The organism is Streptomyces sp. HUAS 15-9 (genome assembly GCF_025642155.1).
Taxonomy (GTDB): Bacteria; Actinomycetota; Actinomycetes; order Streptomycetales; family Streptomycetaceae; genus Streptomyces.
In genome coordinates, this window is the sequence record NZ_CP106798.1 from 7,690,134 (window position 1) to 7,709,418 (window position 19,285).

A 19,285-nucleotide genomic window follows, 5' to 3' on the forward strand; every position below is an offset into this window, starting at 1 on the left:
ATGGACCGCTCTTCGTACTCCCGCTCCCGCAGACTGGCCCCCGTGGTGGCCGTTGCCGCCGCGGCGGCGCTCACCCTCGCCGGCTGCTCCAGCAGCTCCGGCGGCAAGAAGTCCGAAGAGGGTGGTTCGAACGCCTCCGCGGGCAAGGCCACCACTCCCCGGATGACCGTCGCGCTGGTGACGCACCAGGCCCCGGGCGACACCTTCTGGGACATCGTCCGCAAGGGCGCGGAGGCCGCCGCGGCCAAGGACAACATCAAGCTCGTCTACTCGGCCGACCCGAGCGCGGGCACCCAGGCCAACCTGGTGCAGAACGCGATCGACCAGAAGGTCGACGGCATCGCCATCACCCTCGCCAAGCCGGACGCCATGAAGGACGTCGTGAACAAGGCGAAGTCCGCGAACATACCGGTGGTCGGCCTCAACTCCGGTGTGAGCGACTGGAAGAAGCTGGGCCTGATGGAGTTCTTCGGCCAGGACGAGGGCGTGGCCGGCGAGGCGCTCGGCAAGCGGCTGAACGCGGAGGGCGCCAAGAAGGCCGTCTGTGTGATCCAGGAGCAGGGCAACATCGGCCTGACCCAGCGCTGCGACGGCGTGAAGAAGACGTTCTCCGGCACCCTTGAGACGCTGTACGTGAACGGCACCGACATGCCGTCGGTGAAGTCGACCATCACCGCCAAGCTCAAGCAGGACAGCGGCATCGACTACGTGGTCGCCCTCGGCGCGCCCTACGCCCTGACCGCCGTCCAGTCCGTGGGCGACGCGGGCAGCAAGGCGAAGGTCGCCACCTTCGACCTCAACAAGGAGCTGACCGGCGCGATCTCCAAGGGGACGATCCAGTTCGCGGTCGACCAGCAGCCCTATCTGCAGGGCTACCTGGCGATCGACTCCCTGTGGCTCTACAAGAACAACGGCAACTACATGGGCGGCGGGGAGCAGCCGGTGCTGACCGGACCGGCCTTCGTCGACAAGACCAACGTCGACAAGGTCGCCCAGTTCGCCGCGAAGGGCACCCGGTGATGAGCATGACCCAGCAGTCGGGGCCGGCGGTGGGCACACCGCCGGCCTCCGGCCCCAAGGAGACCGACGGCCGTACGGCCCGGCGCCCCCTGGCGCTGAGGCTGCTGGCCCGGCCCGAAGTGGGCGTCCTCCTCGGCGCGGTGGCCGTTCTCGTGTTCTTCCTGATCGCGGCGCCCACGGTCCGCCAGGGCAGCTCGATGGCCACCGTGCTCTACCAGTCGTCGACCATCGGCATCATGGCCCTGCCGGTGGCCCTGCTGATGATCGGCGGGGAGTTCGACCTCTCCTCCGGTGTCGCCGTGATCACCTCGGCGCTCACCGCGAGCATGCTCAGCTATCAGCTGACCATGAACGTGTGGGTGGGCGTGATCGTCGCCCTCGTCGCCTCCCTCGGGGTCGGCGCGTTCAACGGCTGGATGGTGATCCGCACCGGGCTGCCGAGCTTCCTGGTCACCCTGGGCACGTTCCTGATCCTGCAGGGCGTGAACCTGGCCGTCACCAAGCTGATCACCGGCAACGTCGCTACCGACGACATCAGCGACATGGACGGCTTCGACCAGGCCAAGAAGATCTTCGCGTCCTCGTTCGACATCGGCGGCGTCCAGGTGAAGATCACCATCGTGTGGTGGCTGGTCTTCGCCGCGCTCGCCACCTGGGTGCTGCTGCGCACCAAGTACGGCAACTGGATCTACGCGGTCGGCGGCAACAAGGACAGCGCCCGCGCGGTCGGTGTCCCGGTCGCCTTCACCAAGATCACGCTGTTCATGACCGTCGGCTTCGGTGCCTGGTTCATCGGCATGCACAACCTGTTCTCCTTCAACACCGTGCAGTCCGGCGAGGGCGTCGGCCAGGAGCTGATCTACATCGCCGCGGCGGTGATCGGCGGCTGTCTGCTCACCGGCGGCTACGGCTCCGCCATCGGCCCGGTCTTCGGCGCCTTCATGTTCGGCATGGTGAACCAGGGCATCGTCTACGCCGGCTGGAACCCCGACTGGTTCAAGGCCTTCCTCGGCGTGATGCTGCTCGGCGCCGTCCTCATCAATCTGTGGGTCAGTCGCACGGCGACCCGGAGGTGACTTCATGACGACCAATGGAACCCACGGAGCCGTCCTGAAGGACACCACGCCCGACGGCGCGGACCGCCCCATCGTCGAACTGCGCGACGCGGGCAAGTCGTACGGCAACATCCGCGCCCTGCACGGCGTCGATCTGACGGTCCGCCTTGGCAGGGTGACCTGCGTCCTCGGCGACAACGGCGCCGGCAAGTCCACCCTGATCAAGATCGTCTCCGGGCTGCACCAGCACACCGAGGGCGACTTCCTGGTCGACGGCGAACACGTGCGCTTCAGCAGCCCGCGCGAGGCCCTCGACAAGGGCATCGCCACCGTCTACCAGGACCTGGCCACCGTGCCCCTGATGCCGGTGTGGCGGAACTTCTTCCTCGGCTCCGAGATGACCAAGGGCCCCTGGCCCGTCCGCCGTCTCGACATCGACCGCATGAAGCAGACCGCGGACCAGGAACTGCGCAACATGGGCATCGTCCTCGACGACCTCGAGCAGCCCATCGGCACGCTCTCCGGCGGTCAGCGCCAGTGCGTGGCGATCGCCCGCGCCGTCTACTTCGGTGCCCGGGTCCTGATCCTGGACGAGCCGACCGCCGCACTCGGCGTCAAGCAGTCCGGTGTCGTGCTGAAGTACATCGCCGCCGCCCGCGACCGCGGCCTCGGCGTCATCTTCATCACCCACAACCCGCACCACGCCTACATGGTCGGCGACCACTTCAGCGTGCTGCGCCTGGGCACCCTCGAACTCAGCGCCGACCGCAGCCAGGTCAGCCTGGAGGAGCTGACCAACCACATGGCCGGCGGTGCCGAACTCGCCGCGCTCAAGCACGAACTCGCGCAGGTGCGCGGTGTGGACGTGGATGAGCTCCCCGAGGCGAAGGACCTCACCGCACCCGTCGCGACCCACCCCGAAGGGACCTCCTGACCATGGCGAACGCCCTCGACCGCATCCGGGTGGGCTCGGCCCCCGACTCCTGGGGCGTCTGGTTCCCCGAAGACCCCCAGCAGGTGCCCTGGGAACGCTTCCTGGACGAGGTGGCCGAGGCCGGCTACTCCTGGATCGAACTGGGCCCGTACGGCTATCTGCCCACGGACCCCGCCCGCCTCACCGACGAGGTGGACAAGCGGAACCTGAAGGTGTCGGCGGGCACGGTCTTCACCGGCCTGCACCGCGGACCCGCCGTCTGGGAGTCCACCTGGGCGCACGTCGGCCAGGTGGCCGAGCTCACCCGGGCGATGGGGGCCGGGCACCTGGTGGTGATCCCCTCCTTCTGGCGCGACGACAAGACCGCCGAGGTGCTGGAGCCGCCGGAGCTCACCGTCGAGCAGTGGACCCACCTCGCCCGGGGCATGGAACGGCTCGGCCGCGAGGCCAAGGACACGTACGGCCTCGACATCGTGGTGCACCCGCACGCCGACACGCACATCGACACCGAGGAGCACGTCGAGCGGTTCCTCGACGCGACCGACTCCGACCTGGTCAACCTCTGCCTGGACACCGGTCACTACGCCTACTGCGGCGGAGACAGTGTCAAGCTCATCGAGACGTACGGCGAGCGCATCGGCTATCTGCACCTCAAGCAGGTCGACCCGGAGATCCTCGCGGACGTCGTGGCGAACGGCGTACCGTTCGGCCCGGCGGTGCAGCGCGGGGTGATGTGCGAGCCGCCCTCCGGCGTACCCGAGTTGGGGCCCGTGCTGGAAGCGGCCCAGAAGCTCGGCGTCGATCTGTTCGCCATCGTCGAGCAGGACATGTACCCCTGCGAGCCGGACAAGCCGCTGCCCATCGCGGTGCGCACGCGCCGGTTCCTGAGGTCGTGCGGGGCGTGAACGGGCCGGCGTGACGGAGCGTCTCCGTACCGTCACGTCACCGAGCCGCGTCGTCGAGTCACGTCGTTGAGCGGGAGTGCCCGCGTGCCGCTGTCTCCGACAGGCGACGGCACGCGGGCGCTCCTATGCTGGGGTCCAGGGCATGCGTCCTCACCTGGGAGTTGAGCCCATGTCGCACTCCTCGACCCGACTGCGCAAGGGGGCCGTGGTCGTCACAGCGGTGGGGATGCTGCTGGTGCCGGCCGCGGGCACGACGGCCGAGGCCCTGCCCTCGGCCGCCCCCCTCGCCCCCACGGTCGCCGATCCGCCCTCGCCGTCGCCCACGGGCGGCGACGTCCGCGCACTCACGCCCGCCGTGCGGCGGCAGCTCGACGCGACCGTGCAGCGGGTCATGCGGGAGGCGAACGTCCCGGGAGTGACCGTCGGGATCTGGACACCCGACAAGGGCCGGTACGTGAAGTCCTTCGGCGTCGCCAACAAGACGAATGACCGCGCGATGACCCCCGACCTGTACATGCGGATCGGCAGCGAGACCAAGACGTTCACGGTGACGGCGCTGCTGAAGCTGGTCGACGAGGGCAAGGTGGGCCTTGACGACACGATCGACAAGTACGTCAGCGGCGTACCGAACGGGGACAGGATCACGCTGCGCCAGCTGGCCGGGATGCGCAGCGGACTCTTCAACTACTCCGAGGACGACGGCTTCTTCAAGGCCCTGACGACCGATCCGCAGCGCCCCTTCACCCCGCAGGAACTGCTCGACTACGCCTTCCGGCACCCGGTGCTGTTCCCGCCCGGTGAGAGGTTCGACTACTCCAACACCAACCTGATCCTGCTCGGCCTGGTCGTCGAGAAGGCCGGTGGCACACCGCTCGGTGACTACATCCAGCACAACGTCCTGGACCCGGTCGGCCTCAGACACACCCTCTTCCCGACCGGCAACGAGTTCCCGCAGCCGCACGCGCAGGGCTACACCGACCAGACGGCGACCGGCCAGGTGACGGACTCGGCCGACTGGAACCCCTCCTGGGGCTGGGCGGCCGGCGCGATGATCTCCAACCTGGAGGATCTGCGGGTCTGGGCGCGCACGGTGGCCACGGGCCGGCTTCCCGACGGCGGGATCCTGATCAGCCCCGCCGTCCAGGCACAGCGGCTCACCACGCCGCCGACCACCATTCCGGGCGCCGGGTACGGGCTCGGCATCTTCAACGTCCAGGGCTGGATCGGGCACAACGGCTCCCTGCCCGGCTACGAGTCCCTGACCATCTACCTGCCGTCGGCCCGGGCGACCCTGGTCGTCCTCCTCAACACCGACATCAATTACAACGGTCAGGAGCCCAGCACCGTCTTCGGCGACGCGATCACGTCGGTCATCTCCCCGAACCACATCTTCAACCTGCCGGCGGAACCCGCGGCGCGCTGAGAACGTTCAGCAGGGTGACAGGGACGTGAACGCCGGACGGGGAGGACGAGTTGACGCACACGGAGCACGAGGAGAAGACGCCGGCCGCCGACGAGGCCACACTGCGGCGGGCCAGGTTCGGCGCGCTGCCGGAGCGGGTCCGCCCGGAGGACACGGTGGAGGAGAGGCCGGCCGCACCACGGGATCCGGCACGGGACGCGTATGACCCCGACGAGTGGATGGTCCGCTACTGTCTGTGAGGTTCGGTCGGCCGGCCCGGCGGCGCCGTGCTCGATCGGTCCTTCCGCGCAGTCGAGCACGTCTGCCGGGCGGGCCGGGGCCCGGGGCCTGCTGTCAGGCGCCGCGTACCTCTTCGATCGTCACCGGACGGTGCTCGTGCAGTGACAGCGTGCAGGCCTCCGCGATCCAGCCGGCCTCCAGGGCGTCCGCGACCGTGCAGGGGGAGGGCCGGGTGCCGGCGACGACCTCGGTGAACGCGGTCAGTTCGGCGCGGTAGGCGTCGGTGAAGCGGTCCATGAAGAAGTCGTGCGGGGTGCCGGACGGGAAGGTCACACCGGGCTCGACCGAGCGCAGCGGGAGCTTGTCCTCCAGACCGACGGCGATGGAGTCCTGGAAGCCGTGCAGCTCCATGCGGACGTCGTAACCCCGCGCGTTGTGGCGGCTGTTGGAGACCACGGCGATGGTGCCGTCATCGAGGGTGAGGATCGCCCCGGTGGTGTCGGCGTCGCCCGCGTCCTTGATGTAGTCGGCGCCCCGGTTGCCGCCCACGGCGTACACCTCGGTCACCTCGCGGCCGGTCACCCAGCGGATGATGTCGAAGTCGTGGACGGAGCAGTCCCGGAAGATCCCGCCGGACGCGGCGATGTACGCGGCCGGGGGCGGCGCCGGGTCCAGCGTCGTCGAGCGGACCGTGTGGAGCTTGCCCAGCTCGCCGCTGCGCACGGCGGCCCGCGCGGCGACGAAGCCGGCGTCGAAGCGGCGGTTGTAGCCGATCTGGATCGGGACGCCGCTGCCCTCCACGGCCTTGAGCACCTCGACGCCCTCCGCCATGGTGCGGGCGACGGGCTTCTCGCAGAAGACGGGGACGCCGGCCTCGACGCCGGCCAGGAGCAGGGCGGGGTGGACGTCGGTGGCCGCCGCCACGACGAGACCGTCCACCCCGGCGGCCAGGACCGCCTGGGGCGAGTCCGCGACCTCGGCCCCGAACCGCTCCGCGGCGGCCTTGGCCGCCTCGGCGAACGGGTCGGCGACGACGAGGGACTCGACGGCGTCCAGTGCGGACAGGGTTTCGGCATGGAAGGCGCCGATGCGGCCGAGGCCGAGGATTCCGATGCGCATGGGGTTGCGGCTCCTAGGTGCGGTGCGATGCGGTTGGTGCGAAGAGGCTGTACGAAAGGGTCAGTCGAGGCCACCGAGAACGTTCTGGTCCCAGTCGATCACCGAACCCGTGACCACCCCGGACCGGTCCGACAGCAGGAGGACCACGAAGTCGGCGATCTCGTCCGGTCGGCCCAGTCTGCCCATCGGCAGCCCGGCCGCGGCCCGCTCGCGCCAGTCGTCCCCGGCGTCGTGGAAGGCCCGCTGCGTCGCGTCCTCGCCCTCGGTCGCCGTCCAGCCGATGTTCAGGCCGTTGATCCGGATCCGGTCCCAGCGGTGGGCGTGCGCCGCGTTGCGGGTCAGACCGACCAGACCGGCCTTGGCGGCGACGTACGGGGCCAGGAAGGGCTGTCCGCCGTGCGCCGACGACGTGATGATGTTGACGATCGTGCCGGGCGCCTTGCGCTCCACCATGTCGGCCACCGCCGCCTGCATCGCGAAGAACGGGGCCTTGAGGTTGATCGCGATGTGCGCGTCGAACAGCTCGGGCGTGGTGTCCAGCAGGGTGCCCCGCGAGGTCAGCCCCGCCGAGTTGACCAGACAGTCGACCCGGCCGTACGCGTCGACCACCTCGGCCACGGAGACCTTGGCCCGCCCGGCGTCCGACAGGTCGGCCCGCACGTACATCGCCCTGCCCCCGGCCGCCGTCAGCTCGGCCACCAGGGCCTCGCCCGGCTCGGGGCGCCGGCCGGTGACGGCCACCGCGGCGCCCTCGCGGACCGAGGCCCGGGCGATGGCGGCGCCGACCCCCTGGCTGCCGCCGTTGACGAGGACGACCTTGTCGTCGAGAAGTCCCATGACGTGCTTGCCCCTTCAGCTCTCGCGACGCGGTCCTGTCATTCTTGTCAGTACAAACCCCTCCAACAACCAGCAGCGAGCCATCAAAAACCCCTCAAGGAGCGCCGCCGTGGGCCACCCCTTCCCGATCCGCGAGATCGCACGTCAGGCAGGTCTCAGCGAGGCCACCGTGGACCGTGTGCTGAACGGCAGGGGAGGGGTGCGGGAGAGCACCGCCGAGGAGGTCCGACGGGCCATCGCCGACCTGGACCGGCAACGCACCCAGGTACGGCTGGTCGGCCGTACGTTCATGGTCGACATCGTGATGCAGGCGCCGGAGCGGTTCACCACGGCCGTACGCGCCGCCCTGGAGGCGGAGCTGCCGTCGCTGCACCCGGCCGTGCTGCGCTCCCGCTTCCACTTCCGGGAGACCGGGCCGGTGCGGGAGCTGGTGGCGACCCTGGACCGGGTCACCCGGCGGGGCTCCCAGGGCGTGATCCTCAAGGCACCGGACGTCCCCGAGGTCACGGCCGCCGTCGGCCGCCTCGCCACCGCGGGCATCCCCGTCGTGACCCTGGTGACCGACCTTCCCGCGAGTGCCCGGATGGCGTACGTCGGCATCGACAACCGGGCTGCGGGCGCGACGGCGGCGTACCTCATGGGGCAGTGGCTCGGCGACCGTCCCGGCCATGTCCTCACCAGCCTCAGCAGCGGCTTCTTCCGCAACGAGGAGGAGCGCGAGATGGGCTTCCGCGGCGTCATGCGGGCCCGGCACCCCCAGCGCACGCTCGTCGAGATCGCCGAGGGGCAGGGCCTGGACACGACCCAGTACGACCACGTCCGGGCCGCCCTGGAACGCGACCCCGGCATACGGGCGGTCTACTCGATCGGCGGCGGCAACATCGCGACGCTACGGGCCTTCGAGGACCTGGGCCGCGAGTGCGCCGTGTTCGTCGCCCACGACCTCGACCACGAGAACACCCGGCTGCTGCGCGAACACCGCCTGTCCGCCGTGCTCCACCACGACCTGCGCCACGACCTGCGCGAGGCCTGCCACCTGGTGATGCGCGCCCACGGCGCACTACCGCCCACGGGACCGGTCGCACCGTCGTCGATCCAGGTGGTCACGCCGTACAACATGCCTACGGCGCCTGCACGTTGACCCATCCGCCCGTCTCCGCGGACCGCGTCATCGCGTCCAGTACGGCGGCGCTGTGCACGGCGTCCACGAGGGTGGTGCCGTACGGTCTGCCCTCGGCGATCGAGCGCAGGAAACGGTACGCCTCGATGACCTTCAGGTCGTCGTAGCCCATGGCGTTGGCCGCGCCCGGCTGGAACGCGGCGAACTCGCCGTCTCCGGGGCCGACGTACACCGTGCTGACGGGCTGGTCCTGGTACGTCGTGCCGCGGCTGAGAGCCAACTCGTTCATCCGCCGGAAGTCCCAGAAGACCGCGCCCCTGGTGCCGTGCACCTCGAAGCCGTAGTTGTTCTGTTCGCCGACCGAGACCCGGCAGGCCTCCAGGACACCGCGGGCGCCGGAGGCGAAACGCAGCAGGCAGTTGACGTAGTCCTCGTTCTCGACGGGGCCGAGCTCACCGCCGGAGGCACGGGCGTGCCCGGCGGTGGCACCCGTCGGGCGGGCCCGCTCCGGCACGAACACCGCGGTGTCGGCGGTCAGCGCGGCGATGTCGCCGAGCAGGAAGCGGGCCAGGTCGGCACCGTGCGAGGCCAGATCTCCGAGCACCCCGCTGCCGCCGCGCTCACGCTCGTACCGCCACGTCAGGGCGCCGTCGGGATGGGCCGCGTAGTCGCTGAACAGCCGGATCCGCACATGCGTCACCGCGCCGATGTCCCCCGAGGCGATCAGCTCGCGGGCGGCCTGAACGGCGGGCGCGTTGCGGTAGTTGAAGCCGACCGCGCCGTGCACACCGGCCCCGGCCACCGCGTCGGCCACCGCGCGGGCGTCCTCCGCGGTCAGGCCCACCGGCTTCTCGATCCAGATGTGCTTGCCGACCGCGGCCATCGCGACGCCGATCTCCCGGTGCAGAAAGTTCGGCGCGGTGATGCTGACCGCCCGGACGCGCGGATCCGCGGCCACCTCGCGCCAGTCGCGGGTCGTCGAGGCGAACCCGAACCGCGCCGCGGCCTCCTCGGCCCGGCCCGGCACCTCCTCGGCGACCGTCACCAGGCGCGGCCGCAGGGCGAGCCCGGGGTAGTGGTGCGCGACGCGGGCGTACGCCTGGGTGTGCACCCGGCCCATCCAGCCGAATCCGACGACGGCGACACCGAGCGCATCCACCATGACAGCCCCTCGTACCTCGTTGGAACCTGTTTGGACCGGTCCATTACTTGTCCAGGCCACACTGGGAGGCGAATTCCGATGTGTCAAGCCCTTTGACAACCGTGCCCACCCCATGGAACGGTCCATGTCATGAGACCGCCGACGATCCGCGACGTGGCCGAGCAGGCCGGAGTGTCCAAGTCGCTGGTCTCGCTGGTGCTGCGCGGCTCCGACCAGGTGCGCCCCGAGAAACGGGAGGCCGTGCTGCGTGCGGTACGGGAGCTCGGCTACCGGCCGAACGCGGCCGCGCGCAGTCTCAGCGAGCAGCGCACCCGCACCGTCGGCGTCCTCCTCAACGACCTGCGCAACCCATGGTTCGTCGACCTCCTCGACGGCCTGAACTCGCTGCTGCGCGACAACGGCCTGCACATGCTGCTCGCCGACGCCCGGCTGAACCGCCGCACCGGCCACGACCCCATCGGCCCGTTCCTGGACCTGGGCGTCGACGGCCTGGTGGCGGTCGGCACCCTGCCCGAACCGGCCGTTCTCGGCGCGGTCGCCGAGCGGATGCCGGTCGTCGTCGCGGGCGCCCGGGAGCCCGAGCTGCCGGACGTGGACGTCGTCGCGGGCGACGACGAGACCGGCGCACGCCTCGTCACCGAACACCTCATCGGGCTCGGCCACCGCCGGATCGCGCACATCGCCGGGTACGGCGCCGTCGGCGAGCTGCGCCGACGCAGCTTCGAGGCGACGATGCGGGCGCACGGCCTGGACGCCGAGGCGCGGATCGAGGCGAGCGACATGACCGAGGAGGGCGGCTACCGCACCACCATCCGGCTGCTCAGCCGCCCGGACCGGCCCAGCGCCATCCTCGCCGTCAACGACATCGCCTCCGTCGGCGCGCTGTCGGCGGCCGAGGAACTGGGGCTGCGAGTGCCGCGGGACGTCTCGGTGACCGGCTACGACAACACGAGCATCGCCCGGCTGCGCCACGTCTGGCTGACCACCGTCGACACCGCCCCGCACGAGGTCGGCCGCCGCGCCGCCCGCTGCCTCCTCGACCGCTTCGAGCGGCCCGGGGGAGCGGGCCGGGTGCACCTCGCCGCACCGACGCTGGAGATCAGGGGCACCACCGCGGCGCCCCCCGGCCTCACAGATTGATCGCGTACGCTTTGCGCAGCGTCTCGTGCACCGTCCACGTCGTACGGTCGCCTTCGCGCAGTACGGCCATGTCGCCCGGCCCGACCTCCAGCGTCGGCCCGCCCCCGACCTCGATCGTCGCCGAGCCGCTGATGACGACGAACAGCTCGTCCGCCTCGGTGTCGGTGACCACGCCCGGGGTGATCTGCCAGATCCCGCGGATCCGCCGGCCGTCCTCCGACTCCCAGACCACCTTTCCGGTCACCTCGGGCGACCCGGAGACGATCTGCTCCGGGTCGAGGGGCTCGGGTTCGAGCTCGGCGTCGGGGATGTGGAGAGCGAAGCTGTGCGTCATGAGGCGACCCTAGCGAGCTCACCGGCGCTCGCGCCGTCGACAGAATGTGGGGCATCGGGCCTGGTGGGAGGACACTTCGTCGGGGCGAAGCAAAGTGGCGGCGGCGCCGGGCGCGGGTGATCGTGAGGAGCATGGACGACTCCACGGCGGCCCCCGGGCCCCGCCCGCACGGCACCCGCGAAGCCGTCCTCTTCGGTGGGGTCTACGGCGCCGTACTGGCCAGCGCGATGGTCGCCGCGCTCACCGAGTACGGCCACTCCTCCCAGGCCGCCCGCCGCTACGACGCCCTCTGGCTGCTGGTGACCGGGCTAGCCTCCGCCCTCGCGCACGGCTACGCCCACTACGTCGCCGAGCGGGGCCCGCACCGAGGCTGGGAGTTCCTGCGCATCCTGGCCGACGAGTGGCCGCTGGTCGCGGCCATGATCCCCACGGTCTTCATCCTCGCGGGGGCCGGGTGGGGCTGGTGGTCCGCGAGCGGCGTCGAGTACCCGGCGTTCGTCCTGAACATCCTCATCCTGTTCGTCCTGGGGCTGGTCACCGCCCACTGGGCGGCACGGAGCTGGCCCGTGGCCGTGCTGATCGGCGCGGGGGACGCGCTGCTCGGGGTGGTCGTGGTGGTGGCGAACGCGCTCATTCATTAGCCGGGAGTCCGGCCGTCGCGGCGGACGCCGGGAGCGGCCCGCACCAGGGGGTGCCACTATGAGGCTTATGACCCGAATGGCGGGCATGCGCGTGCTCTCGCTGTGCGTCGCCGTCCTGCTCGCGGTGATGCTCCAGACGACGGCGGTACCGGCCGCCGAGCGCCCCGGCCAGGGCTGTGTCGTCGGCGGGCAGAGCACGGACGGCCGGGTTCGGAAGGTCCATGACATCGTGCGGCAGGCCCAGCGGGAGCTCGGTCTCGAGGCCGTCCTGGTACGGGTCACGGTGGACGGACACGAGCTGGTCACCGACGCGGCCGGTGAGTCGATGACCGGCGTCCCGGCCACGCCCGCGCTGCACTTCCGGGCGGGCTCGGTCGCCATCGCTCACCTCGGAACCGTGCTCCTCCAACTCGTCGACGAGCACCGGGTGGGCCTCGACGACCCCGTCTCCCGCTGGCTGCCCGACCTGCCGAACGGCGACCGGATCACGCTGCGGATGCTCGGCGACTCCACCTCCGGCCTGCACGACTACGTCACCGACCCGGCGTTCGTGAAGCAGTTCTACGCCGACCCCTTCCGGCACTGGACCCCGAGCGAGCTGCCGGCCTTCTCGCTCGGCCATCCCCTGTGGTACGCGCCGGGCACCAACTGGAGCTACTCGCACGCCAACTTCGTCCTCCTCGGCCAGGCCCTGGAGAAGATCACCGGCACTCCGCTGGACCGGCTGCTGCGCAAACGCGTCCTCGATCCGCTGCGGTTGAGCCAGACCGCCAACAGCTTCACTCCGGAGATCCCGCGGCCCGTGCTGCACGCCTACGACGCCGAACGCGGCATGTACGAGGAGTCCACGTTCTGGAACCCGTCCTGGACCACCGCCCCCGGCGCCGTCCTCAGCACCGACATCTGCGACCTGGCGCGCTCGGCCCAGGGCATCGGATCGGGTCGGCTGCTCTCCCGGCACTCCTACCAGGTGCAGCTCGACCCCGGCACTCCCGGGCTCGGCACCCCGACCGCGACCTGCCCCGCCACCGTGTGCCTGAAGCAGACCGACGCCTTCCACTACGGCGTGGGCGTCATCGTCAAGAACGGCTGGGTCGTGCAGAACCCCTCCTTCGCCGGCTTCGCGGCGGTGCAGGCCTACGAGCCCGGCGAGCGGCTCGCCATCGCCGTGTCCACCACCGTGGGCCCCAAGGCGCCCGAGGGCAACACGGCCCAGACGATCACCGACCGCATCGCCGCGGCGCTGGCCCCGGAGCACCCGCTCGGCCTCGACATCGACTGAGCTCAGCGGCTGACGCGTACGCCGTCCAGCGCGATCGCCAGCACGCGGTCGCGCTGGGCGTCGTCGGTGAAGGAGGTCGCCGTGATCCCGGCGACCATCCGCACCAGGTCGCCGAAGTCCATGTCGGCGCGTGCCTCGCCCGCCTTCTGCGCCCGCTCCAGCAGCGGTCCGCCGGCGGAGTACATCGAGTCGCGGCAGGCCTGGAAGATCTCCGACTCGTCGTTGAGGGCCTCGCGCACCGCCCGCTTGGTGACCATGTAGCCCGTGAACCGGTCCAGCCAGGTGGTCAGCGCCTGCCACGGCGGCAGCTCGGCGGCCTGTACGGCGGCCCGGCACAGGGCGTTCACCTCGTCCGCGTAGACGCTCTCGAAGAGGTCGCGGCGGGTGGGGAAGTTCCGGTACAGCGTGCCGATGCCGACGCCCGCGCGCCGGGCGACGTCCTCCAGGGAGGCCTCCGCGCCGTGCTCCGCGAACGCCTCGCGCGCGGCCGCGAGCAGGGCGTCGAAGTTGCGGGCGGCGTCCTTACGGTGCGGCCGCCGGGACGCGACGATCTCGCTGACGGGGAACGGCTGGGCCGACACTGCTGCCTCCCGGGACGGGAATCGATTGAAACGGAGGGGTACCTCCGCTATGGTGGAGGGGTACCTCCACTTTAGCAGTCCGGGGGTGCGCCGGCCGTGCGCAGAGGTGTGTCCGCGGCGACCCCGGACGCCCCTCATTCATTTCATTCCTCTCATTCCTCGCGCTCCGATTCGGAGAGGCTCTGCCGTGCCCCGAAACTCCACCCGCCTCACCTTCGTGGTCCTCGCGACCGGTGCGGGCGTGTTCGCCATGCTGCAGTCGCTGATCGCGCCGGCCCTGCCGACCGTCCAGCACGCCATGCACAGCTCCCAGTCCACCGCGACCTGGGTGATGACGGCGTATCTGCTGTCCGCCTCGGTCTTCACGCCGATCCTCGGCCGCGTCGGCGACCTGGTCGGCCGCAAGCGCACCCTCGTCGCCGTCCTCATGGCCGTGCTGGCCGGCTGTCTGGTCGCCGCGCTCGCGCCGAACATGGGCGTCCTGATCGTGGCCCGGGTCGCGCAGGGCGTCGGTGGCGCCCTGTTCCCGCTGTCGTTCGGCATCATCCGGGACGAGTTCGCTCCTGCCCGGGTCAGCGGCAGCATCAGCAACCTGTCCGCCGTGATCGCGGCCGGCGGCGGTGTCGGCATGGTGGCCGCCGGTCCCATCGTGTCCGCGCTCGACTACCGCTGGCTGTTCTGGATCCCGGTCGCCGTCGTCGCCGCCACTGTGCCGATCGCCCTCCGCTATGTGCCCGAGTCGCCCAACCGGGCCGAGGGAAGCGTCAGTTGGCTCGGCGCCGGACTGCTGTCGGCCTGGCTGGTGGCGCTGCTCCTGCCGCTCAGCCAGGCGGGGCAGTGGGGCTGGGGATCGGTGAAGGTGCTCGGGCTCTTCGCCGCCGCCGTCGTGCTTTTCGCCGGGTGGCTGCTGGTCGAGGCCCGCTCCCGCACCCCGCTGATCGACCTGCGCGTGATGCGGCTGCCCGCCGTGTGGACCACCAACACCGCGGCCCTGCTGTTCGGCGCGGGCATGTACGCGATCTGGTCCTTCCTCCCCGGATTCGTGCAGACGCCCCGCTCGGCCGGGTACGGCTTCGGCGCCACCGTCACCGAGTCCGGACTGCTCATGCTGCCGATGCTCGTCGCGATGTTCCTCTCCGGCGTCCTCGGCGGCCGTCTCGCCCCTGTCGTGGGTCCCAAGGCGCAGCTCACGACCGGTGCCGCGCTCGGCGCTTTCGCCCTCGGCTTCCTCGCCCTGTGGCACGACGAGCGGTGGCAGATCGCCTTCGTCGCGGGAGTGTTCGGCCTCGGCATCGGACTCGCCTTCGCCTCGATGGCCAACCTCATCGTGGGCAGCGTCCCGGCCGAGCAGACCGGCGCCGCGACCGGAATGAACGCCAACATCCGCACCATCGGCGGCTCCGTCGGCGCCGCGCTGACCAGTGTCCTGGTCACCGGGCACCTTCAGCCCTCCGGCCTGCCGTACGGCTCCGGCTACGCCCATGGCTTCACGCTGCTCGCGCTGCTGTGCCTCGGTGCCGCGGGCGCCGCGCTCCTCGTCCCGGTCCGGCGCGCCGGCCGGGTCACCGGCCCCGCCGCGGAGCGAGCGGCGGCAGCACCCGTACGCGTGCGGTAGGGTTGACCTGCGCGATCACACGGAACGCCGTGTGACATCGCACCGGGACGTGGCGCAGCTTGGTAGCGCACTTGACTGGGGGTCAAGGGGTCGCAGGTTCAAATCCTGTCGTCCCGACTTGCGAAGGCGCAGTTCAGGGCCCGGACCGGAGCAATCCGGTCCGGGCCCTTCCTTGTTCTGCTCCGGGTTCTACTCCGAGGCGGCGGGGCTTCCTCGGCGACGTCGCTCCGGGATCATGGGGAGCGGGCCGGTGCTCAGGCTCGCCTTCGGCTCCGGCCGGATGCCGGGGCCGGGCCGGGGCCTCAGCCGCCAGTCCGCGGCGACGGCGGCGAGGACCAGCATGACCTCGATCGTGCCGAACCGGTCGCCGATGCATTTGCGGCTGCCGCCGCCGAAGGAGTTCCAGGCGCCCCGCGGTACGGCCTTGGCCCGCTCGGGCAGCCAGCGGTCGGGGTCGAACCGCTCGGGGGCGGAGTACAGGGCTGGGTCACGGCCGAGGGCGTAGAAGCTGAGCAGCACGATGGTGCCCGGGGCGAGCCGGACGTCGGCGAGTTCCGTCTCGCACGTGGTCGACCGGGTCAGCAACCAGGTGGTCGGGTACAGGCGCAGCGACTCGATGATCACACGCCGGGTGTAGTCCAGGTGGGGCAGATCGTCGACGCCGAGCCGACGGCCGGGACGGAGCCCGTCCAGTTCACGGTGCAACTGCTCCTCCGCCTCCGGGTTTTCGCCGAGGAGGTGGAAGATCCAGGCCAGAGTGTTCCCCGTGGTCTCGGTCGCGCCCAGGAGCAGGGTCATGACCTGGTCGTGGATCTCGTCCCCGGCCAGTCGCTCACCGGTCTCCTCGTCCTCGGCGTCGAGCAGGCCGGACAGCAGGTCCCCGTGATCGACTCCGGCTCGATGAGCGTCGATGGTCTCGTCGATGACGCCGCGCATCCGCTCCAGAGCCCGCTCGAAGCGGCGGTTGCTCCGGGTGGGCAGCTTCTCCATCAGGCCGACCGGTGCGACCATGCGCGTGTAGAAACCCCGGGTGATGACCGGCAGACAGCGCTGTATCTCGGCGACGGCCCGGTCCTCGATGCGGGTGGAGAACAGCGTGCGGACGATGATGCGCGCCGTGAGCGCCTGCATCGCGGCATTGACGTCGAAGGCCCGCCCTTCCTCCCACGAGTCGAGCATGGAGCCGATCTCGTGGTCCATCACGGGGGTGTACCCGGCCATCCTCTCGGGACGGAACGCCGGTTGCATCAGCCGGCGTTGCCGCCGGTGGTCCGCCCAGGAGGACGTGGCCAGGCCGTTGCCCGTGAGGAGGCGGACCTTGTCGAAGAGCGGGCCGCCCTTGTCGAAGGTCCGTGAGTCACGCAGTACCTGCTGGACCAGGTCGGGATGGCAGGCCAGGTACGTTCGTCGGGGACCGAGCCGTACCTCCACCAGGTCGCCGTACGCGGGCAGTGCGGCCAGGAAGTCCAACGGCCGTCGCCGCAGGGGTATCGCATGGCCGAGCAGGGGGAGCCCACCGGGAGCCACGCCCGTGGTCGTGGGGCGCGGGACCGGTGGTGCCTCATGGGTCGCCGTCAACTCGTCCGCTCCTTCCGGTGTGGATGCCGAGCGCGCTGGTCCGCTGTCGCCCCGTTTCCGTGGCCGGTCCGGGGCAGGAATCGGGCGATGGGAGTGGTGAGGCTGATCCACCCGGAGGTGGAGCCGTCCCACACGGATCCGTCGCCGAAGTAACGCGGGGTGAGGTACTCGTACTCCTGGCTGCCGGCCAGCAGATGATCAAGTCCGTCGAGGTAGGCGCGGACGTCGGCGCGGGCGCCGAACGGGCCGTGCCGCACGGTGTCCCGGGCCGCGATGTACGCCCGCTCATGGAGGTCGACCAAGTCGCAGACCCTGTCGACGGACCGCTGGAGCGTCAGCCCGTCGTGGCAGCACAGCACCCGTACCGCGTTCATGGGGTCTCCCTGCTCCTTGCGCAGGGACAGCAGATCGTTGACGAGGATCAGCTGGCGCATCGCGTGGGCGTGCATGTCCACGAACCGAGGCGACGCGGCCGGCTCGGTCATGTCGATCGCGAGGGCATATTCGGTGAGCAGGAGGATGAAGTCGCAGCCGAAGCTGTCGAGCCGCATGGCCAGATAGGCGTCGTAGTCCGGAACCGAGCCGGACAGCTGGTAGGGAAGCTCGCTGGTGACTCCCCGCAGGAAGCTGCTCATGCTCGACTTGAAGCGCCGGACCTGATGTGGGCTCAGCCCTGGGCTGATGCGCCGCCACAGATCCTGAGCCGCCCGCCCGAACGGGGAGTTGTCGCTCGCCGCGGCCGCTGCCCTGGTTGCCGCCCCGGCGGCGAAGTCGGCCATGATCCCGTCGAAGACGTCGCGGGCTCCGAGGTGGCTGGCTCCCAGCCCGGTGTGGTCCGCCGCCAGATTGTCGATGAGCCCGACGAAATGGTAGAAGTCGGCAAGATCCAGCACGCGTTGTTCGTCGGCCGTCGGAGCGATGAGGGGTGCGTACAGGCCCACGCGTTCGCGCAGGAGTTTCAGCAGGTCCTCCTCGTCGGCGAAGCACCCTGCCAGATGCCGGCGCACCCAGGCGTTCGACCGGAACTCGATCTGCGCCGCCTTGGGGTGGTACACCACCGGAAGGAGCCGCGGCAGCTCCGGAAGGAAGAATCCCTCGGGCTGCTCGTACTCGTGCCGGGCAAGCAGCGAGGTGCCCGTGCGCAGCGGTGAGATGTCAGACATGGGGTCCCCTGGAGTCACGGGAGTTCATATCGGGCGAGCGATGACCACACTTGCGCCGAGGCGCTCAGGAACTGCGTGCGGAGGCTGCGTGAGCCAGCCGGCGCAGGGCCGTGATGGCATGCGGGGGTAAGGGCGCTCCGTGGAGCGCGCTCAGGGCCCTGCGCCGTCTGCTGCTGATCATCTGTTCCACCGCGGCGCGGGCACCGGTGGACACCAGAACGTCGCGGATCGCGTCGGCCTGCTCCGCATCGAGGTCCGAACGGCCCACCAGCGAGCGCAGCACGCTCAGTTGCGAGTGATCGGCCCGTGCGATGCCGAAAGCCATCAGTACGGTGTGCTTGCCCTCCCGCAGGTCGTCGTCGACGGGTTTTCCGGTCTCCCTGGGGTCGCCGAAGACGCCGAGGAGGTCGTCTCGCAGCTGGAACGCCTCGCCGAGGGGGAGGGCGTACGCGGTCAGCGTGTCCAGCATCGCCTGACCGGCGCCCGCGAGCGCGGCACCGATGTGCAGGGGGCGCTCGACCGTGTATTTGGCGGTCTTGAAGCGGCTGATCGTCAGGGCGTGCTCGATGTCGCCGATCGGCCGTCCGGTGGCCAGCAGATCCAGGCACTGGCCGAACATGACCTCGCCGCGCATCGTGTCGAGCAGCGGGCGAGCCGCTCGTATCTGCGCGGGTGAGAGACCTGCCGTGTGGAACATCTCGTCCGACCACGCAAGAGCGAGATCGCCGAGCAGTACGGCGGCGTGGACGCCATGCCGTTCCGCGTGTCCGGGAGTGTGCCGGTGCCGGTGGAATTCGGCCAGGAGCCGGTGCAGAGCCGGCCGCCCCCGGCGGGCGTCGCTGTCGTCCATGACATCGTCATGGATGAGAGCGAAGGCGTGGAACAGCTCCAAGGACGCTGCGGCCTTCACCACGGGCCCCGGATCCCACGCGCCGCCCGCGGCATACCAGCCGCACAGGCACATCACCGGCCGGATGAGTTTGCCGCCCGAGGAAAGGAAACCGCGGAGCGTCTCCTTGGGTTCGAGCGACCGGGAGGACTCTGCCGTGTGACATTTTTGGTCGAGGAAATCGGCCAGGGCCGAGCCTGCCATCTGCCGGATCCGCGCAAGGTCCGGCGCCGAGTGATCGAGAGTTACGACCCGATCCTCCGTATCC

Annotated in this window: 19 protein-coding genes and 1 tRNA gene; 12 read left to right on the forward strand and 8 right to left on the reverse strand. The window is 70.6% G+C overall.

Annotated elements, in window-relative coordinates:
• The 6 genes from N8I87_RS35060 (at position 1) to N8I87_RS35085 (ending at position 5,576) form a co-directional block, all read left to right on the forward strand.
• On the forward strand, positions 1 to 1,020 hold the full coding sequence (locus N8I87_RS35060) for a sugar ABC transporter substrate-binding protein (protein WP_263214813.1): 1,020 nt from the start codon (positions 1 to 3) through the stop codon (positions 1,018 to 1,020).
• Positions 1,020 to 2,096, forward strand: a complete 1,077-nt coding sequence (locus tag N8I87_RS35065; RefSeq protein ID WP_263214814.1) for an ABC transporter permease — start codon at positions 1,020 to 1,022, stop codon at positions 2,094 to 2,096. The genes N8I87_RS35060 and N8I87_RS35065 overlap by 1 nt, the downstream gene beginning before the upstream one ends.
• A gap of 4 nt (positions 2,097 to 2,100) precedes the next feature.
• Complete coding sequence (locus N8I87_RS35070) at positions 2,101 to 3,009, forward strand: ATP-binding cassette domain-containing protein (RefSeq protein WP_263214816.1); 909 nt, start codon at positions 2,101 to 2,103, stop codon at positions 3,007 to 3,009.
• Between the two features lie 2 nt (positions 3,010 to 3,011).
• Positions 3,012 to 3,914 (forward strand): sugar phosphate isomerase/epimerase family protein, encoded by a 903-nt coding sequence (locus N8I87_RS35075; RefSeq protein ID WP_263214817.1) that lies wholly within the window; start codon positions 3,012 to 3,014, stop codon positions 3,912 to 3,914.
• Between the two features lie 169 nt (positions 3,915 to 4,083).
• Positions 4,084 to 5,337, forward strand: coding sequence for a serine hydrolase domain-containing protein (locus N8I87_RS35080; RefSeq protein ID WP_263214818.1), 1,254 nt, complete (start codon positions 4,084 to 4,086; stop codon positions 5,335 to 5,337).
• A gap of 50 nt (positions 5,338 to 5,387) precedes the next feature.
• Positions 5,388 to 5,576, forward strand: coding sequence for a hypothetical protein (locus N8I87_RS35085; RefSeq protein WP_263216997.1), 189 nt, complete (start codon positions 5,388 to 5,390; stop codon positions 5,574 to 5,576).
• 94 nt (positions 5,577 to 5,670) lie between these two features.
• On the opposite strand, the gene N8I87_RS35090 is transcribed toward N8I87_RS35085, so the two are convergent.
• Both N8I87_RS35090 and N8I87_RS35095 read right to left on the reverse strand, forming a co-directional pair.
• Complete coding sequence (locus N8I87_RS35090) at positions 5,671 to 6,675, reverse strand: Gfo/Idh/MocA family protein (RefSeq protein WP_263214819.1); 1,005 nt, start codon at positions 6,673 to 6,675, stop codon at positions 5,671 to 5,673.
• A 60-nt stretch (positions 6,676 to 6,735) separates the two neighbouring features.
• Positions 6,736 to 7,512: an SDR family oxidoreductase gene (locus tag N8I87_RS35095; protein ID WP_263214820.1), complete on the reverse strand. Its 777-nt coding sequence runs from the start codon at positions 7,510 to 7,512 to the stop codon at positions 6,736 to 6,738.
• 109 nt (positions 7,513 to 7,621) lie between these two features.
• Here N8I87_RS35095 and N8I87_RS35100 point away from each other — a divergent pair, with 109 nt between their 5' ends.
• Positions 7,622 to 8,653: a LacI family DNA-binding transcriptional regulator gene (locus tag N8I87_RS35100; RefSeq protein WP_263214821.1), complete on the forward strand. Its 1,032-nt coding sequence runs from the start codon at positions 7,622 to 7,624 to the stop codon at positions 8,651 to 8,653.
• On the opposite strand, the gene N8I87_RS35105 is transcribed toward N8I87_RS35100, so the two are convergent.
• Positions 8,634 to 9,794 (reverse strand): Gfo/Idh/MocA family protein, encoded by a 1,161-nt coding sequence (locus N8I87_RS35105; protein WP_263214822.1) that lies wholly within the window; start codon positions 9,792 to 9,794, stop codon positions 8,634 to 8,636. The genes N8I87_RS35100 and N8I87_RS35105 overlap by 20 nt on opposite strands.
• 129 nt (positions 9,795 to 9,923) lie before the next feature.
• On the opposite strand from N8I87_RS35105, the gene N8I87_RS35110 reads away from it, so the two are divergent.
• A complete protein-coding gene (locus N8I87_RS35110; RefSeq protein WP_263214824.1) occupies positions 9,924 to 10,934 on the forward strand; it encodes a LacI family DNA-binding transcriptional regulator in 1,011 nt (336 codons plus the stop codon).
• Here the strand turns inward: N8I87_RS35110 and N8I87_RS35115 are convergent.
• Positions 10,924 to 11,268: a cupin domain-containing protein gene (locus N8I87_RS35115; protein WP_263214826.1), complete on the reverse strand. Its 345-nt coding sequence runs from the start codon at positions 11,266 to 11,268 to the stop codon at positions 10,924 to 10,926. The two genes, N8I87_RS35110 and N8I87_RS35115, sit on opposite strands and share 11 nt — an antisense overlap.
• A 131-nt stretch (positions 11,269 to 11,399) precedes the next feature.
• Here N8I87_RS35115 and N8I87_RS35120 point away from each other — a divergent pair, with 131 nt between their 5' ends.
• Positions 11,400 to 11,909 (forward strand): hypothetical protein, encoded by a 510-nt coding sequence (locus N8I87_RS35120; protein WP_263214828.1) that lies wholly within the window; start codon positions 11,400 to 11,402, stop codon positions 11,907 to 11,909.
• 67 nt (positions 11,910 to 11,976) lie between these two features.
• On the forward strand, positions 11,977 to 13,191 hold the full coding sequence (locus N8I87_RS35125; RefSeq protein ID WP_263214830.1) for a serine hydrolase domain-containing protein: 1,215 nt from the start codon (positions 11,977 to 11,979) through the stop codon (positions 13,189 to 13,191).
• A gap of 2 nt (positions 13,192 to 13,193) precedes the next feature.
• Here the strand turns inward: N8I87_RS35125 and N8I87_RS35130 are convergent, their stop codons facing one another.
• Positions 13,194 to 13,772 carry a TetR/AcrR family transcriptional regulator gene (locus tag N8I87_RS35130; RefSeq protein ID WP_263214831.1) on the reverse strand — a complete coding sequence of 193 codons (579 nt, stop codon included), beginning with the start codon at positions 13,770 to 13,772 and terminating at the stop codon, positions 13,194 to 13,196.
• Between the two features lie 187 nt (positions 13,773 to 13,959).
• Here N8I87_RS35130 and N8I87_RS35135 point away from each other — a divergent pair, with 187 nt between their 5' ends.
• Both N8I87_RS35135 and N8I87_RS35140 read left to right on the forward strand, forming a co-directional pair.
• Positions 13,960 to 15,387 (forward strand): MFS transporter, encoded by a 1,428-nt coding sequence (locus N8I87_RS35135; protein WP_263214833.1) that lies wholly within the window; start codon positions 13,960 to 13,962, stop codon positions 15,385 to 15,387.
• Between the two features lie 43 nt (positions 15,388 to 15,430).
• Positions 15,431 to 15,504, forward strand: a tRNA-Pro gene (locus N8I87_RS35140).
• Positions 15,505 to 15,576: 72 nt separating this feature from the next.
• Here the strand turns inward: N8I87_RS35140 and N8I87_RS35145 are convergent.
• The 3 genes from N8I87_RS35145 to N8I87_RS35155 all read right to left on the reverse strand — a co-directional run bounded on the left by N8I87_RS35145 (position 15,577) and on the right by N8I87_RS35155 (position 19,221).
• On the reverse strand, positions 15,577 to 16,965 hold the full coding sequence (locus N8I87_RS35145; protein ID WP_263214834.1) for a cytochrome P450: 1,389 nt from the start codon (positions 16,963 to 16,965) through the stop codon (positions 15,577 to 15,579).
• Positions 16,962 to 18,128, reverse strand: a complete 1,167-nt coding sequence (locus N8I87_RS35150; RefSeq protein WP_263214835.1) for a terpene synthase family protein — start codon at positions 18,126 to 18,128, stop codon at positions 16,962 to 16,964. Before N8I87_RS35150 ends, N8I87_RS35145 begins: the two co-directional genes overlap by 4 nt.
• A 64-nt stretch (positions 18,129 to 18,192) precedes the next feature.
• A complete protein-coding gene (locus N8I87_RS35155) occupies positions 18,193 to 19,221 on the reverse strand; it encodes a polyprenyl synthetase family protein (protein ID WP_263214837.1) in 1,029 nt (342 codons plus the stop codon).
• Positions 19,222 to 19,285: the final 64 nt, after the last annotated feature.